This is a genomic window from Nonomuraea sp. NPDC046570, from assembly GCF_040645915.1.
Taxonomy (GTDB): Bacteria; Actinomycetota; Actinomycetes; order Streptosporangiales; family Streptosporangiaceae; genus Nonomuraea.
In genome coordinates, this window is sequence record NZ_JBEYZF010000028.1 from 56,005 (window position 1) to 72,011 (window position 16,007).

Genomic DNA, 16,007 nt, shown 5'->3' on the forward strand with positions numbered 1-16,007 from the left:
GTATGCCCGCGGAGGTTCGGCGGTCAGCGAAACGTCAGGCGGCGTGCTCGTGCCGCTCCGGCCGGACCGCGGAGAGCCGGCCCTGCGGCGCGGCGGGGACGGCGGCGCTGACGCCGCCCTGGCGCAGCGCGGCCACGCCCATCGACACGATCAGCGCGATCTCGGCCACGAGCAGGCCGCGCTCCAGCAGGCCGTAGTAGGCCGAGCCGCCGATCAACGTCGAGACGACCGAGCCGGGGTGCGCGCCCAGGTAGACGCCGAGGGTCAGCGCGGAGGTGACGCTCAGGGACCTGACCAGGTTCCAGCGGGGCAGCGCGGCGCGGCCCCTGGCCAGCGACCAACCCGCCACCGGCAGCGAGGTGAACACGACCGCGGACGACCAGCGGTGGATCTCCCCGGTCAGCGAGGAGACGCCGGCGCTCGGGTCGGTGGGGAACAGGGCGCTCAGCATCAGCCCGCCCGTCGCCGCCACCAGCAGGACCCTGGCGGCGGCGCTGCGCGAGGGCTCGTGCACGGTCAGGCCGTAGGCCAGGCTGAGGCAGCCGGCGGCCAGCGCGAGCGTGCCGCCGATGATCAGCGGTGTTCCGCCGTCAATCAGCGCGTAGTCGCTGACCAGCGTCTGCGCCGGCAGCGCCAGGTGCGCGTAGCCCAGCACGGACAGGCAGGCGAGCGGGCCCAGCAGGGCGATCCACCTGATCATCGGGCCACCTCGTCGTAGATCTGCTCGAAGCGGGCCAGGGAGGCCTGGTGGTCGTGGGTGAGGGCGAGCTCGCGGCTGGCCCTGCCCATGCGCTCGCGCAGCGGGCCGTCGGTCAGCAGCGCGGTCAGACTCCTGGCCATCGAGATCACGTCGCCGGGCTCGTACAGGTAGCCGTTGTCGTGCACCAGGTGCGGCAGCGCCATCGCGTTCGCGGCGACCACCGGCAGCCCGGTGGCCATCGCCTCCAGCGTCGCGATGCTCTGCAGCTCGGCGACGCCCGGCATGGCGAACACGTCGGCGGCGGCGAAGGCCTGCGGCATCGCCTCGTCGGGCACGTACCCGAGGAAGGACACCCGCTCGCCGACCCCGATCCGCGCGGCCAGCCGCTCCAGGTGGTCCCGCTGGTTGCCCTTGCCGACGAACGCCACCTGCGCGTCGGTCTCGTTGAGCACGTACGGCAGCGCCCGCACCAGCTCGTCCAACCGCTTCTCCTCGTCGAGCCGCCCGACGAACAGCACGGTGGGCCGGTCGGGCAGCCCGACCGCGTTGCGCGTCCAGGCCTTCGGCTCGGCGTGCGGGTGGAACCTGGTCAGGTCGATGCCGCAGGAGACCGCCTCGACGTGCCGGTCGAAGCCCTGCTCGGCCAGCAGCCTCGCGGCCAGCGGGGTGGGCGTGGTGATGAGGTCGGCCCGGCCGAAGATCCGGCTGAAGTCGCGCCAGGCCAGCCTGCCCGCGCCGGCCCGCAGCCGCGCGGGGATGTGCGCGAACTGGAAGAGGTTGTCCGGCATGAAGTGGTTGGTGGCCACCACCGGCACCCTGCGCCTGCGCGCCGCCGCCACCGCGGCCCGGCCGACCACGAAGTGGCCCTGGGTGTGCAGCACGTCGGGCCGGATCGCGTCGATCAGCCGGTCCAGCCGGGACGGCACGGTCACCCGCATCGTCGGGTGCACCAGCAGCGGCGCTGAACGCAGCCGGTGCACCACCACGCCGTCGACCACGTCCGCCTTCGCGGGCCCGTCCTCGGACTGGCACACCACGTGCACCTCGTTGCCGCGCTCGGCGAGCCCGGTGGCCAGCCGGTGGGTGAAGACGGCGGCGCCGTTCACGTCGGGCGGGTAGGTGTCGGTGGAGATCAGTACGCGGCGCGGCCGGTCGGGCACCAGGGTGAGTTCGGGGAAGGCGGTCGAGCTGGTGGTCAGGGGCATGGCCATGGGGGACTCCAGTGTCAGCGGATCTGCATGGGAGAGGTTCGTGCGAGGGCGACGGTGCCGGCCGCGGTGAGCGCGGCGGCGAGGATCGGGACGAACCCTTGGGGAAGGGGCTCGTGCAGGAGCAGGGCGCCGAAGGCGACGGCGGTGAGCGGGTCGGCGATCTGCAGCGAGGCGAACGAGACGCCGAAGTGGCCGACGGCGTAGGCCCGCTGCAGCAGCATCAGGGCGAGCAGCGCGGGCAGCGGCAGGGCCAGGACGTACCACCAGTTCCAGCCGCCGTCGACGAGCACCCGCATCAGCGTCGCGGTGGCGCCGTAGAGCACGCCGGAGCTGGTGGCGAGCAGGGCCGCGCGGCCCGCCGGCGAGGCCACCCTGGAGGCGCTCCAGAGCAGCAGGGCGGAGATCCCGGCGACCGCCAGCAGCGTCGCCGCGCCGGTCGGGCTCAGGTAGGTCGGGCCGTCGTGCTCGGGGACCAGCACGACGAGGCCGATCAGTCCTGCGGCGACCGTGGCGGCCGCCGCCAGCTCCTTGCCGGTGGGCTTGCGGCGGTGCAGCGCTCCCGCGATCGGCAGCGCGAACAGCAGGCTGGCCACGCCCATCGGCTGGACGATCGTCAGCGGGCCGAGGCCCAGGGCGACGATGTGCAGGCCGCCGCCCGTGACGATGGACAGGCCGCCCAGCAGCCACCGGGGCCTGCGCAGCAGTTCGCGCAGGCGCGGCTTGGCCGTACCGAAGACCTCGAACTGCTGGAGAGCGGCGCCGAGGGCGAAGAACAGCGAGCCCACCAGGGCGATCGCCGCGGCCAGCACAGTCATCCGTCGCTCCTTTCAACTGGATGAAGCCAGGCCGAGATGTCGGGGACGTCCGGGCTCGGGTTAACGGGGACGGACAGTCAGGAGTCTCCTTCGGCGCCCTGTGTGGCTCCGATGAGCTCTCTGTGGTCTTCCTGTGTCTTCCGGCGCTTCCTGATCCAGCGCACGCCCTCCACCACCGCGGTGATCGACAGCGCGATGCCGAGGCCGAGCAGCAGGCCCTTGATCGGGTCGTTCTCGAAGGCCATGCCGCCGAAGAAGCCGATCAGCGCGGAGTAGACCGCCCACGAGCCGGCGGCGATCGCGTCGAAGAAGGCGAAGGAGCGGCGCGGGTAGCCGACCGCTCCCATGGTGATCGTGGCGGCCGTGCGCCCGCCCGGGATGTAGCGGGCCACGACGAGCAGCAGGCCGCCGCGCTCCGCGAGGGCCTGACTGGCCCACGCGTACACCTTGCGGGTGCGCGGTCTGGTCCGCAGCCGCCCGCCGGCCTTGCTGCCGATGAAGTAGGAGATGTGGTCGCCGGTGAACGCCCCGAGCGCGGCCACCGGGATGATCAGCCACAGCTCGGGCGCGCCTGTCGAGGCGGCGAACACGCCCGCGGTGATCACCGAGGTCTCCGCGGGCACCACGGGGAAGAAGCCGTCGAGGGCCGCGAGGGCGAACAGCGCGACGTACACCCAGGGTGAGGTCATCACCTGGTGCATCAGGTCGAGAATGGCTTGCGACATGGACGGGAACTCCGGTCTGTTCGAGAGTGGTCCCCAGCCTGTCCGTGGCCGGCCCCGCGAACCATCGGGGATCTCCCCGGCAGAACGTGGGCCGTCCCCCGAGAAGGCTCAGGGCTTTTCCCTCACGACGGTAGGAATCCAGCAGGTGACCGCACATCAGGCGATCGCTAGGCACTACCCCTGACTTTCGTCGGGGGTTGGGCTCCTCCCTGAGGTCGATCCAACCGTCGCGGCGGGCCCGCCCGCAGGAGGGCAGGCGTGCGTTTCGGGGGTAGGGAAAACCCCACCCCGACTTTCGTCAGGGGCCGCGCCCGACCTTCGCCGGTGGGCCGTCCCGCGCGCGCCCGCTACCGTCGTGCGGGTGAAGCACCTGCGCCGCACCGGCCGCCAGACCCTGCGTGACCTGGGACTCTGGCTGCCGACCTGTGTCCTTCTGGCGGCCTACGGCCCCGACCCGCTCGACCACCCGGGCGCCTTCGCCGCCGTGACGGGCGGCAGGTGGGTGCTCGTCGGGCTGGCCGTCCTGGTCGGCCGTCCGTGGCCGCCGGCGGCGGTCGCGCTGCTGCTGCCGCTGGGGCCGTGGGACTTCGCCGAGGGCCTGGCCACCACCGACCTTTCCATGATCGGCGCGGGCGACTACGTCAAGATCTTCCCGCTGGCGATCTCCTGGCCCGCGCTGCTCACCTACACCTACCTGTCCGGCAGGCGCACGGTCAGGGTCTGGCCCGCGCTCGCCGTCTTCGCCCTCGCCGCCGGGACCGGGGCGGGGGCGGTGCTTGCGCGGGGCGGCGGCCTGGGGATGTGGATCACGATGGGCAGCGGGCTGCTCGGCCTCTACGCCCTGCCGTACCTGGTGGGGGTGGTCCGCCGGCGCATGCTGGAGCAGCGGGAGCGGACCAGGCGGTCGGCCGAGGAGCAGGCCAGGCTGCGGGAGCGGACCAGGATCGCGCACGACATGCACGACTCGCTCGGCCACGACCTGGCGCTGATCGCGGTGCGGGCAGCGGGCCTCGAAGTGGCGCGCGGGCTCGACCCCGAACACGCCAGGGCGGCGGGGGAGCTGCGGCTGGCCGCAGGGGAGGCGACCGAGCGGCTGCGGCAGATCGTCGGGCTGCTGCGCGACACGGCGGACTCGCCGCCGCTCACCCCCGTGGACGAGGGCGTGACCGACCTGGTCGAGCGGGCCCGCGCCTCCGGGATGACGATCACGCTGGAGACCGGGGACGGACCCGTCCCGGCGATCGCGCACCGGGTGGTGCAGGAGGGGCTGACCAACGCCGCCAAGCACGCGCCGGGCGCGCCGGTCGAGGTCTCGATCGGCGCGGGCCGCGTGTCGGTGCGCAACGGCCCGCCGCCCGGCAGGCCGGTCGCCGCCACCTCCGGAGGCGTGGGCCTGACCGCCCTTCACGAGCGGGTACGGCTGGCCGGCGGCACCCTGGAGGCAGGCCCCAGTCAGGGCGGCTTCGCACTGATCGCCCGCCTCTGAGCTCTCCCCCGCCAGGGGGAGGAGGATCCCCTGCGCGCGGGAAGGAGCAGGGGCCCGCCGCGGCGATGCTCGGAGCATGACGACATCGAGCGCGGGCATCGGGCGGGTGACCGCGGCCATCGTGGCGATCGCAGCCATGCTGCCCTACCTGACCATCAAGATCCTCTGGCTCACGGGCAACCCCGTCGGCGTCTCGGACCCGGCCTTCCTCGATGACCCGTCCATGGTCGGCCTCAACGCGGCCACCTTCGCCATGGACCTCGTCGGCCTGCTCCTCGCGCTGGCCTTCACCATGCGCTGGGGCATGCGCCTGCCGGCCTGGCTGGTGCTGCTGCCGATCTGGGTGGGCACCGGCCTGCTGTCGCAGATCGTGGTCGTCCTGCCGTTCTCCGTGGCGATGGGCGGCACCGGCGTCTTCCCCGAGGGCGGCCCGCTCGCCCAGTGGGTGTACCTGGCCGTCTACGCGGGCTTCGTCGGCCAGGGGATCGGGCTGATGGCCGCGTTCGCGCTCTACGCCCGCGACCGCTGGCCGTCGGTCTTCACCACCCCGCTGTCGTACCGCTTCGCCAGCGCCACCCGCCCCTTCCAGCGGGTCGTCGCCTGGGGCGCGCTGCTGGTCGTGCTGCCAGTCGGCGGCATCAAGCTGTACTGGGCGTTCGGCGGTGAGATCGGCCTGTACGAGCGGGTGGTGGCGGCGTTCTCCGGCACCGCGGCGCTGCGGGTCGGCGTCGAGGGCCTGCTCGCCTGGCTGGGCGCGGCCGGACTGCTGGCGGTCGTGCTGCGCCGCCCGCGGCTGCCGTTCTGGACGGCGCTGGCCGCCGGGTGGCTGGGCGCGGGGGCCATGTTCGGATGGGGGCTCTACGCGATGGTGCTGACCGTGCTGAAGCCGCCGCTCACCGCGGGCGTCACCTTCGGGACCCAGGTGATGGACGCCGTGGAGCTGGTGTCCCTGCTGGCCGGCCTGGTGATCGGCCTGGCCGGGGCTTTCCTGCTGGCCGAGAGGTCAGACGGCGGGTACGGGGTGCAGCCTGCGCAGGACGCGCTTGAAGGCGAACAGCGACACGGCGATCGCCAGCCCGCTGATCGCGGCCACCGCTGAGGTGCGCAGCAGCAGGTAGGTGCCGAGCGACTCGTGCAGCACCAGCCAGATGCTGACCGCCGAGTTGGCCAGCAGTACGAACGCCCACAGCAGGGTGATCCGGGCGAAGAACCGGCGCATCCGCTCGTGCTTGAGCACGGCGGACGGCAGGTGGATGTAGTCGAGTGTGAGCTTCTGCACCATGGGGCGGTTCAGCCGGACCGAGGCCAGGAAGGCGATGCCGAGGCAGATCGTGCCGAACTCCGGCTGGATGAAGTGGACCACCCAGCTTCCCGTCCAGAAGCTCACCAGGGACCGCGCGGTGATCGCGATCGCGGCCAGCAGCATCGTGGCCGGCACCTTGATGCCCTTGATCAGCCGCCAGGCCACCCCGCCGTACACCCACGCGATCACGGCGACCAGCGCCCAGGTGAGGCCGAGGACGGCCATCGCGGTGTAGAAGACGGCCATGGGGGCGACGACGCCTTCGAGCAGCCGGGGGACCGCCTGCCGCGCGAGGGCGGTCAGCCGTGGCAGCACGAATGGGGGAGGGTTCAAGACTGCTCCGTAAGTCGGCCCGAGGCCAGCGCCTACCCGGGCTTCGGAGCACCAGGCATCACGGGACGCTTACGACGGGGTGACGGGACGGTTACCCCGGTGCGCGTGGGCACACCGGTGGCTTACGGTACCTGACCGCTTCCGCTGCCACCGCCATACGGCGCAATCGGCATCTTCGCCGCTCCCTTGATCGCGCACGTCAGGACATGTCACGCTTCGGGCGTGCAGCCCTACAAGTCGATCGCCCTCGGACTTCTGGTCGTCTCCGTCGATCTGACCCTCAACGGCTTCGACCTGATCGTGGACGCGCTCGGTTGGTTCCTCGTCGTGGTGGCGCTCGACCGGCTGGGACGGCAGGCGCATCCCGCGTTCCTGCCCGCCAGGGCCGCCGCCGTGGTGGCCGCGGGCATCTCGCTGATGGAAGTGTTCCCCATCTCCCTGCCCCCGCTGGCCCTCCTCCTGCTCGGACTGACGGACGCCGTGGTCCTCGTCCTGATCGCGGTCGCCGTCATGAAGGTCGCCGGCGAGCACGGTGACGCCGCCACGGCCTCGCGGTTCAACGTGCAGCGGTGGGTGGTGATCGCGGCGGAGGTGGTGGGGTGGGTGGCGCTGGCCGGTGTGGCGAGCGTCCTGCTCGTCGTGCTCGTGCTGCTGGCCCGCCTCTGGTACATCGTCGAGCTGTTCCGCGCCCCGGCCCCCGCCCTGCGCGCGCCTGAGGTCAGCCCAGGCTGGTCGTGGCCAGCTTGGCGCCGAAGCCGAGGAACAGCGCGCCCACGCCGGAGCTCAGGCCGGCGGAGAGCTTGCGGCGGGAGCGGAACTGGTGCGCCAGGAACGTGCCGCTGAAGATCAGCGCGGTCAGGTAGAGGCCGCTGAAGACCTGGATGATCGCGCCGAGGATGAGGAAGGACAGGGCGGGCGTGCCGTACCCGGGGTCGACGAACTGGATGAAGAAGGAGATGAAGAACAGGATCGCCTTGGGGTTGAGCAGGCTGATCGTGAGCGCCTTGCGGAACGGGCGCACCTTCGGCTCACCGGCGGCGAGGCCCTCGGCGGAGACGGCGGCGGGCGCGTCGGCCGAGCGCCAGGACCTCCACGCCCCGCGCAGCATCTGGAAACCGAGCCACGCCAGGTAGCCCGCCCCGGCGTACTGCACGACGCTGAACAGCAGGGGCGTGGACTTCAGCAGGGAGGCGGCTCCGGCGGCGGCGAGCAGCATCAGGACGCTGTCACCGACGAAGACCCCGGCCGCCGCCCGGTATCCGGCCCGCACGCCGCGTTGCGCCGCGAGGGAGAGCACGAACAGCGAGTTCGGCCCGGGCAGCAGGATGATGAAGAAGGCGCCGACCACATAGGTCCAGATGTCGGTGATCCCGAAGAACATGCCACTTACTCCTGAAAACGGTGTCATGTAACGGTATAGCGGACCTTTATGTGGAAGGTCAGCGCGGGTATGGACGACGGGGGCAACCTCGCCGTCCACGATGACGCGGACGGACGCGCCGACCTCGCCGCGCTCGGCGATGTCGCGCTCGAACTCCTCCCGCACCTGGGATCGCAGGTGCCCTGTACCGCCATTTCCTGAATGGACAACGAATGAGCCCCCCTGTCAATCGGCGGGTTGATCCCGCCCCTGGGGGAGGTCGCACACTGGGCTCATGATGAGCATCGGGGAGTTCGCGGAGCTGACCGGCCTCAGCGTCAAGGCGCTGCGCCTCTACGACGAGCAGGGGCTGCTGAAGCCCGCCCGGGTCGACCCCGACTCGCGGCACCGCCGCTACAGCGCCGCGCAGTTCGAGCCCGCCATCCGGTTGAAGGCCATGCGGGCGGCCGACCTGCCGCTCGCCGAGGCGCCCGCCCTGCTGGACGGCGGGCCGGACGCCGAGACCCTGCTCGCTGGGCACGGCGCGCGCCTGGCGGCCGAGCGGGAGCGGCAGGACGCCGCGCTGGAGGCGCTCGGCCACCTGCTCGCCAAGGCAGACCGGCACGAGTGGCAGGTGCTGGAGCGTACGGCCCGGCGCACCGGCTGGGCGGGCGTGGTCCTGCCCGTGCCCGACGCCGAGGACCCGGACGTCGAGGCGGCCGACGACCTGGCCAACGAGGCGTTCGGCGAGCTGTGGCGGGCTCTAGACCAGGACGGCAACCGACCCACGGGGGCGTTCTGGACGACCATGCGCGGGGCGGCGGGGAGCGACACGGCGGTGGAGATCCTCTGCTGCTGGCCGGTCGCGCGGGCCGTACCCGAGGGGTGGCGGGTGCCTGGGCGGGTCGTCGAGAGCGGCACGCTGGAGGAGGGGCGGGAACTGGTGGTGCGGTGGCGCTTCGACGACCCCGTGGTGCTGGTGGACGGGGCCACGCATCCGGCGGTCCTCGCGCTGCTCGCCGCGGCAGAGGAGCGGGGGGAGGCGGTGGACCTGTCCAGGTTGCGCCAGATCGGGCTCATGGAGCAGGGCGGCGTCGCCGGGATGGAGGTCGCGATCGCGCTCAACGGCCCTGGTGCGTGAAGGCGGCCCAGATCACCGGATCGTCCAGGCCCAGCTCGGCGGCGCGGTCGCGCAGGTGCGCGGACAGGCCCTCGGGTATCTCCCGGTCCTCGTCCAGCATCCACCGCGACCCGATCACCCCGGTCGCGCCCGCCGCGAGGAACGCCGTGGCCAGCGTCAGCGCCTCGTCGTGGTCGTCCCTCGTCAGGTCGCTGGTACACGACGACAGCACGACGACGCCGCCGGGCCGGTCGGCCGGCCTGGCCCGGGACTGCGCGAGGATCCGCGCCACCGACAGCCGCTCACCCGCCACCAGCAGGTGCGACGCGGCCGACGAGCCGTCCGAACTGGCATGCCCGCCGAAGTGCAGCAGCGACGCCTCCTCGGCCGCGCCGCCCGGCAGCACCGGCAGCAGCGCCTCGGCCGTCGCCGCCGCCACCCCTCCGGCGGGCCGGGCGGCGAGCGGGTCGCGCCGCCAGCGGCCGTAGCGGCGGGCGTGCGGGTAGTGCAGGCGGTGGATCTCGTCGCACTCCCAGCGGGCCCAGCGCAGCGCCGCCCCCGCCGGATCGGCGACGATCACGGGCGCGCTCGCGGGCGGGAGCGCCGGGCGCGCCAGCACGGTCAGCAACTGCCTGGCCGACGCCGCCACCGAGAAGGCGGCTCGCTGGCACGCGTACCGGTGGCCGCCGTCCACGGCGGCGCGCGCGGCGTGCCAGGGGATCGCGCCGAGGACGCCCCAGGGGATCAGGACCAGCGTGGCGGCGCCACCCGACACCGCCAGGAGCGGGCCGACGACCGACTCGTGGGCCAGGTCGCACACCTCGCCCAGGAGGGTGGGCCACGCCGGGTCCTCCTGGGGCGTCGCAGCGAACCTGGTCAGGACGTCCAGCGCGGGCCCGTCCAGACTGGGCAGGTCGAGGGCGGTGACCTGGGACCGGCCGTCGACGAGGACAGCCGTGCCGTGCGGGCGGTGGGCGGGCGGGAGCAGGTAGACGAGCAGCGACGATGGGGCCAGGGCGGCGGCGATCTCGCTCACGGGCGGCGGGTCGAGAAGCCTGGCCGTGCCCCGGCCGTGCAGCGCGTCGAGGACGCGGGTGCGCAGGTCGCCCGGGATGTGCGCGGTCGGCAGGCCGGGCAGGGGCGCGTCCGCGTGCCGTACCGACTCCTCCCACTCGGCGGCGAGCCCGTCCTCGCCCAGCTCGCGCAGCAGCGCCCCGGCCGTCGCCGTCGCGGTGCCCGCCCCGAGCACGAGACTGCGGCCCAGCTCCAGGGCGTGTACGGCGAGCGCGGGCTGCCCGTCCTCCAGCGCCCAGTCGGCGACCATGAGCGCGAACGTCGCCGTCTGCTTGGACGCCGCCAGCCCCCGCTCCGTCCCCTGCTGGGTCATCACCAGCCCGAAGCGCTCGCGCAGCGCCATGAGCCCGGTGTCCAGGGCCCGCCTGCGGTCCATAAGCCCGTCGTCGTCCCTGAGCCGGTACGCCTCGGCCAGGCGCAGCGGCAGCAGCGCCATCACCGGGTGCTGGTCCCCGAGCTCGTCGCGCAGCGCCTCGAGCTGGCCGATGCCGGTGTCCAGGTCCTCGGGCAGGGCGCTGACGCGGTGGCGGTCCACCGAGGCGAGGGCCAGGAACAGCCGTACACCCCCGGCGATCACCGCGGGCGGCGAACCGGCCAGGAACCGGCGTAACCGGTCCACCCCCGCGTCCAGCCGTCGCAGGTCGCGCCGCCGCACCCCCTGGTTGACCATCTCCTGGGCGGCGGTGAACTCCAGCAGTCCCTTGAACGGCGCGCCCTCGGGAAGCCCGTCGGCCATGTCGCTCAGCGACTCCCTGGCCGCGGCGACCGTCTCGGTGTCGCCCTGGAGCAGCCCGCGCGCCACCCGGGCCCGCTGCACGAACATCTCGGCGGCCTTGCGGGCGGGGTGGCCGGGGCCCATCCGCCTGAGCGCCTCCTGGAGCTCGGCCTCCTCGGCCAGCGAGGCGGACCTGCCGAAGCGGGTGGCCAGCAGGACGGCGACCATCGCGGGCGCCAGGCCGCTCCACCCCTCCTGCCGGGGCAGTGCCCTGAGCTCGGCGACGGCCGCGTCGAAGGAGCCGCGATCCCCGTCCCGCAGGGATCGCAGCGCGTGCCCGAACGCCCGCACGACCCGCACGTCGGGCGCGTCGCCGGAACCGGGGCCGTCGAGGTGGCGTTCCGCGTCCTCGGCCAGGGCCAGGACCCGGTCCACGTCGATCCCGTCCAGGCCGCCCTCGGCCCGGCCGAGCAGGTGCCCCGCGAGGGCCAGCAGGGTCTGCGGGCGCTCGGGGGCGTCGCCGGGCATCCGGGCTAGCGACTCCTCCAGCAGCTCGACCGTCCGCGCGCGGTCCCCGCCCTGGGCCGCCGTCAGCCGCGCCAGCGTCGCGGTGAGCGCGGGACGCGCGGGATCGTCCGGAGCCAGCCGCTCCAGATCGGCTGAGACCCCGGCGATCCCGGCCGCCAGCTCGGCGTCCGAGGAGAACCCGCCGGTGAACAGCTTCCTGAGCGTCCGGGCGTGCCCGAGCGCCGCCCGCGCGCTCTCGTCCCCCTGCTCCAGGTGGAGGATGGCCGCGTCGATCCCCTCCCGGTCCGGCGTCCCCGCGACGGCCTGCTCCAGGCGCATCAACCCGACGGCGGAGTGGCTGAACGCCCTGAACTCCCCGTCCAGTTCCTCGGCGGCGACCGCGCGCGACAGCCAGGTGAGGGCCGCCTCGCGGTCGGCGGCGTGCTGGGTGCGGGTGTAGCGCATGAAGTGCAGGCAGCCGAGCTGGGCCACCTGCGCGGGCCGCGACTCCGCCCCCTGCAGGCCGACAGCCAGCCCGAGCACCTCGATCGCCTCGTCGGCCAGCGCCGGGTCGGCGCCGTCCCTGACGGCCTGGACGAACAGCGCCGGACCCAGCATGGTCGCGATCCCCGTCCGGGTCGCGACGTTCTCCTCCGGGGTGATGCCCGACAGGGCGCGCAGGTGGCGCACCATTCCGTCCACGCCGTCCTCGTCCAGGGCCGCGTACGCGGTGGCGAGCGACGACAGCGCGTCCGCCCGCTGCGGCGTCCCCTCCCCGAGCTCCGGCAGCGTCCGCTCCAGCAGCCCGATCCCCGACTCGATCAGGGCCCGCTCGCCGGTACGGTGCCCACGCGCCAGCCGTACCTGCCCGAGCGCGTACACGGCCTCCAGCCTCGGCTCGTCCTGGGCGGCGGCCGCTTCGAGGAGGGCGTCGGCCTCCAGCTCGTCCTTCTCCGCCATGGGCGGCCACTGGGCGGCCCGCCTGGTCAGGCAGATGCCGAGCAGGAGGCGCAGCCTGTCCCGCTCCGCCGCCGAGCCGCACAGTTCCAGGGCTCGGCGGCAGTGCGCGACCGACAGGCGCAGGTCCTCCAGGCTGCCGCCCACCGGCGGCCCGGCCTGGAGCCGTACCCCGCGTAACTCGGCCAGCGTCACGTGGTGGAACCAGCTCAGCCGCAGGTCGTCGCCCTCCGCCTCGGCCCGCTCGTCCACCTCGGACAGCAGTGTGATCGCGACGTTCAGGTCGCCCAGCGCGCCCTCGCGGCGGTACCTGGCGGTGTGGGCGACCCCGGCCAGCAGCAGCGTTCCGCTCATCCGCCATTGACCGAGCAGCCACCGGGCATGCTCCATCGCCTCGTCGAGCGGCTCCTCGGCGGACTCCTCGGCGGCGTCCAGCAGCGCCCAGGCGAGCGCCGCCCGCCACTGGGCCATGTCGTTTAGCGTGCGTGCCTCGTCCTGCTTGGCGCGCAGCTCCCGCACCCGTCGGGCGGCGCGTGTCAAGGAGCCCTCCAGAGGGTTAAGGTCTGCGGGTAGTCTCCGCTAAAAATGCCGCCCCGAGGTGGATATGTCGAGATACCCAGAGATGATCGGCGCGCTCCTCGACCAGCTCGACGCCGTACGCGCCGGTCTTTCCGCGGAGCCCCGCCGCCACCTCGACGCCCTGCTCGCCGAACTGGCCGGGTCCGCCGACGAGCCCGGCGGGCCTCCGCCGGAGGCGGTGGACGAGGTCGAGGAGATCGCGCTCCAGATCGCCGACCTGCTCGACGTCTCGCTCCCACCGGGTCACCCCTTCCTGACCCACCTCCCCAGCGGGGCCAGCCGCTTTTCCCCGGGCACATCAGGCGACCGGAGCACGGCGGGCGACTGGGGCGCGGTCCTCGGCCGGGTGAGCGGCGTGGAGGTGACGCGGGCCGTCGAGGACAGGCTGTTCGAGGTGCCCGCCGAGAGCGTGGAGGTCGATGAGCTCTGGCTGATCAGGCTGGAGCGGGGCGATGGGCGGGTGCGGGTGCCCGCGTTCCAGTTCGAGGGGCCGCGGCAGGTCTGGCCCGTGGTGCGCGAGGTCAACCGGATCCTGGGGGCGGACGAGGACCCGTGGGGGGTGGCCGACTGGTGGCTGGGACGTAACGCGTGGATCGACGCCGTCCCCGCCGACCTGCTCGGCGGCTCCAGGGACGGCGAACTCGTCGCCGCCGCGCTGGCCGTGGGCGGGGACGACTGATGGCGCTGCGCCTTCCCCCGGGCGACTGCGCGGGCACGCCCGCCAAGACCGTGCTGACCGCGGGCGCCGTCCTCTGGCGGGTGCACCGCAGAAAGTTCGCCCCCGACTCCTTCAACCGCACCCCCATCGACCCGGACAAACGCGGCGGCGGACGCTTCGACTGCACGTCCGAGCGCTTCTACCCGTACCTGTACGCGGCCCCGGACGAGTCCACCGCGCTCGCCGAGACGCTCCTGCGCGACCTGCCGTTCGACGACCGGGGCAGGCGGCTGCTCCCCCGGGCGAGGATCGCGGGCAGACGGCTGTCGGCCGTCGAGCTGACCGGGGACGTGCGACTGCTGCGCCTGGTCGACTCCACCGACCTCGCGGGCGTCTGCGCCGACGAGTCGCTGCTGCACGCCGAGCCGCTGAAGTACGACCTCACCAGGCGCTGGGCCTGCTGGCTGCACGAGCGGCAGTCCTGGGCGCAGGGCCTGGAGTGGCAGTCCAAGCGCGACCTGACCCGCCGCTGCGTCATGCTCTTCGGCGACCGCTTCGACCTGCTGAAACCACTCCCGGAAGCGGGCTTCGACCTCGACGAGCACAGCCTGCTCGGCCGCCTGAACGGCTATCTCGCCCCGTACGGCGCCCACGTCAACCCGGCACGACGTTCCTGAAGAAAATCCCGGCGAGCTATTTGCCCTAGATCCCTACTGGTTTACTCTGAATTTATGAACGAGGACTGGGCGGCGACCATCGTCGGCCTTGGGCTGCTGGTGCTGGTGCTCGCCGGGATCATCCCGCAGGGGCTGGTGCCCTGATGAGCACCGAGGAGAGGGCGGCCGTCGCGCCTCCCGCGACCTGGCCGTGGACCGCCGCGGGCGTGCTCGTCGTGCTGGCCCTGGCCGCCGCCGCCCGCTACCTGGAGCAGGCCGTCCCCGAGGCGACCGAGGGCGGGCCGCTGGCGGGGGTGGGGGCGGCGATCGAGTACCCGGTGTACGCGATCGCGCTCGGCCTGCTCGGCAACGCCGTCCTCGCCGTGACCGGATTACGGGACCGGCTGGCCGGTGGGTTCCGCACCGAGTTCTTCATCAAGACCGGGCTGGTCCTGCTGGGCGCGTCAATCAACCTCGGCCTGATCGTCACCGCCGTGGGACCGGCCCTCATCCAGGCGGTCGTGCTGATCAGCGGTGTCTTCGGGTTCACCTGGTGGCTGGGCGGGCGGGCCGGGCTGGACGACAAGCTGCGCGCGCTGCTGGCCTCCGCGGTGTCGATCTGCGGAGTGAGCGCGGCGATCGCGGCGGCGGGAGCCGTACAGGCGAGGAAGGAGCAGCTCGCCTACAGCGCGAGCCTGGTGATCGCGTTCGCGCTCCCGTCGATCTTCATTCTGCCGTGGCTGGCGGCGGTGTTCGGGCTGAGCCCGGCGGTGGCGGGCGCGTGGATCGGCGGCAACATCGACACCACCGCCGCGGTGACCGCCGCCGGCGCGATCGTCGGCGAGGACGCGCTGCGGATCGCGAGCATCGTCAAGGTCTCGCAGAACGCGCTGATGGGCGTGGTCGCGGTGGCCCTGACCGCCTACTTCGCCTTCCGGATCGAGCGCCGCCCCGACGCGCCCAGGCCGGGCGTCGCCGAACTGTGGCGGCGCTTCCCCAAGTTCGTCCTGGGCTTCGTGGCCGCCTCGGTGATCGCGACCTGGTACCTGGGCGCGGGCGGGTCGAAGGCGGTCATCGGCGTCGCGAACGATCTGCGGGTGTGGTTCCTGATCCTGGCGTTCGTCAGCATCGGGCTGGAGTTCCGCGTCTCCTCACTGAAGGAGGCCGGTTGGCGTCCGGTCGGCGTCTTCGCCGCCGCGACGGGAGTGAACCTGCTGCTGGCGCTGGGGCTGGCCATGCTGCTGTTCAGCGGGTTCACCACCTAGAAGGCGCGGTACGGCTCGCGCGGCAGGGGTGGCCGCGCAAGCCGTACCGCGGCTTCGCTCAGCGGGGCATCGCGGCCAAGGGGTGGACGCGGTGCGCGACCACCGTGGACAGGGTGATCACCGTGCTGCTGCGCCGTACCCCCTCGATCGCCAGCATCCGGTCGATGACCTGCTGGATGTGCTCGTGATCGCGCCCGGCGACCCGGCACCACACATCGCCGGGACCGGTGACGATGTAGGCCTCCAGCAGTTCGGGGATCGCTTCGAGCGCGGCCGAGATGTCCTCCCGGGAAGCCTGCTCGACCTCCAGCGTGGTGAAGGCCTGCACGGGATGGCCGAGCGCCCTGGGGGACAGGTTCGGGCCGAAGTCGGTGATCACGCCGTCGGCGGTCATCCGGTCCAGCCGGGCCTGTACGGTGCCACGGGCCACCCCGAGCAGCCGCGCGACCTCCAGCAGGCCGCTGCGCGGCCGATCGCGGACCATGCGCAGAATCCTCAGGTCGAGATCGTCGAGCCCGCTCCGCCGTGCTGGCATATTCACCC

Annotated in this window: 15 protein-coding genes; 7 read left to right on the plus strand and 8 right to left on the minus strand. The window is 73.2% G+C overall.

From position 1 onward, the window contains the following. Positions 1 to 34 precede the first annotated feature (34 nt). From ABZ911_RS32820 to ABZ911_RS32835, 4 genes are all read right to left on the minus strand, one after another. Entirely contained in the window at positions 35 to 700 is a 666-nt protein-coding gene (locus ABZ911_RS32820) for a DUF998 domain-containing protein (protein WP_358064796.1), read from the minus strand. Beyond that, entirely contained in the window at positions 697 to 1,911 is a 1,215-nt protein-coding gene (locus tag ABZ911_RS32825; RefSeq protein WP_358064799.1) for a glycosyltransferase, read from the minus strand. Before ABZ911_RS32825 ends, ABZ911_RS32820 begins: the two co-directional genes overlap by 4 nt. Positions 1,912 to 1,925: 14 nt before the next feature. Beyond that, the gene (locus ABZ911_RS32830; protein WP_358064802.1) at positions 1,926 to 2,726 is read right to left on the minus strand and encodes a DMT family transporter; all 801 of its coding nucleotides are present in this window, start codon (positions 2,724 to 2,726) and stop codon (positions 1,926 to 1,928) included. Between the two features lie 77 nt (positions 2,727 to 2,803). Then, the gene (locus ABZ911_RS32835; RefSeq protein WP_358064805.1) at positions 2,804 to 3,451 is read right to left on the minus strand and encodes a DedA family protein; all 648 of its coding nucleotides are present in this window, start codon (positions 3,449 to 3,451) and stop codon (positions 2,804 to 2,806) included. A 361-nt stretch (positions 3,452 to 3,812) separates the two neighbouring features. Here ABZ911_RS32835 and ABZ911_RS32840 point away from each other — a divergent pair, with 361 nt between their 5' ends. After that, a complete protein-coding gene (locus ABZ911_RS32840) occupies positions 3,813 to 4,937 on the plus strand; it encodes a histidine kinase (RefSeq protein ID WP_358064807.1) in 1,125 nt (374 codons plus the stop codon). A 76-nt stretch (positions 4,938 to 5,013) separates the two neighbouring features. Next, positions 5,014 to 6,036 (plus strand): hypothetical protein, encoded by a 1,023-nt coding sequence (locus ABZ911_RS32845; protein WP_358064810.1) that lies wholly within the window; start codon positions 5,014 to 5,016, stop codon positions 6,034 to 6,036. Here ABZ911_RS32845 and ABZ911_RS32850 read toward each other — a convergent pair. After that, complete coding sequence (locus tag ABZ911_RS32850) at positions 5,941 to 6,573, minus strand: VC0807 family protein (protein ID WP_358064813.1); 633 nt, start codon at positions 6,571 to 6,573, stop codon at positions 5,941 to 5,943. The genes ABZ911_RS32845 and ABZ911_RS32850 overlap by 96 nt on opposite strands. A gap of 718 nt (positions 6,574 to 7,291) precedes the next feature. Then, a complete protein-coding gene (leuE, locus tag ABZ911_RS32855; protein WP_358064816.1) occupies positions 7,292 to 7,954 on the minus strand; it encodes a leucine efflux protein LeuE in 663 nt (220 codons plus the stop codon). Between the two features lie 69 nt (positions 7,955 to 8,023). Here leuE and ABZ911_RS32860 point away from each other — a divergent pair, with 69 nt between their 5' ends. Both ABZ911_RS32860 and ABZ911_RS32865 read left to right on the plus strand, forming a co-directional pair. Then, positions 8,024 to 8,155, plus strand: coding sequence for a hypothetical protein (locus tag ABZ911_RS32860; RefSeq protein WP_358064819.1), 132 nt, complete (start codon positions 8,024 to 8,026; stop codon positions 8,153 to 8,155). A gap of 73 nt (positions 8,156 to 8,228) precedes the next feature. After that, positions 8,229 to 9,074, plus strand: a complete 846-nt coding sequence (locus ABZ911_RS32865; protein ID WP_358064822.1) for a helix-turn-helix domain-containing protein — start codon at positions 8,229 to 8,231, stop codon at positions 9,072 to 9,074. On the opposite strand, the gene ABZ911_RS32870 is transcribed toward ABZ911_RS32865, so the two are convergent. Next, positions 9,055 to 12,846, minus strand: a complete 3,792-nt coding sequence (locus tag ABZ911_RS32870) for a CHAT domain-containing protein (protein ID WP_358064825.1) — start codon at positions 12,844 to 12,846, stop codon at positions 9,055 to 9,057. The genes ABZ911_RS32865 and ABZ911_RS32870 overlap by 20 nt on opposite strands. Before the next feature lie 64 nt (positions 12,847 to 12,910). On the opposite strand from ABZ911_RS32870, the gene ABZ911_RS32875 reads away from it, so the two are divergent. The 3 genes from ABZ911_RS32875 (at position 12,911) to ABZ911_RS32885 (ending at position 15,464) form a co-directional block, all read left to right on the plus strand. After that, positions 12,911 to 13,564, plus strand: a complete 654-nt coding sequence (locus ABZ911_RS32875; protein ID WP_358064828.1) for a hypothetical protein — start codon at positions 12,911 to 12,913, stop codon at positions 13,562 to 13,564. Further along, positions 13,564 to 14,220, plus strand: a complete 657-nt coding sequence (locus ABZ911_RS32880) for an RES family NAD+ phosphorylase (protein WP_358064831.1) — start codon at positions 13,564 to 13,566, stop codon at positions 14,218 to 14,220. Before ABZ911_RS32875 ends, ABZ911_RS32880 begins: the two co-directional genes overlap by 1 nt. Before the next feature lie 143 nt (positions 14,221 to 14,363). After that, positions 14,364 to 15,464 (plus strand): putative sulfate exporter family transporter, encoded by a 1,101-nt coding sequence (locus ABZ911_RS32885; protein WP_358064834.1) that lies wholly within the window; start codon positions 14,364 to 14,366, stop codon positions 15,462 to 15,464. A gap of 58 nt (positions 15,465 to 15,522) precedes the next feature. Here the strand turns inward: ABZ911_RS32885 and ABZ911_RS32890 are convergent, their stop codons facing one another. After that, on the minus strand, positions 15,523 to 15,999 hold the full coding sequence (locus ABZ911_RS32890) for an Lrp/AsnC family transcriptional regulator (protein ID WP_358064836.1): 477 nt from the start codon (positions 15,997 to 15,999) through the stop codon (positions 15,523 to 15,525). Positions 16,000 to 16,007 lie beyond the last annotated feature (8 nt).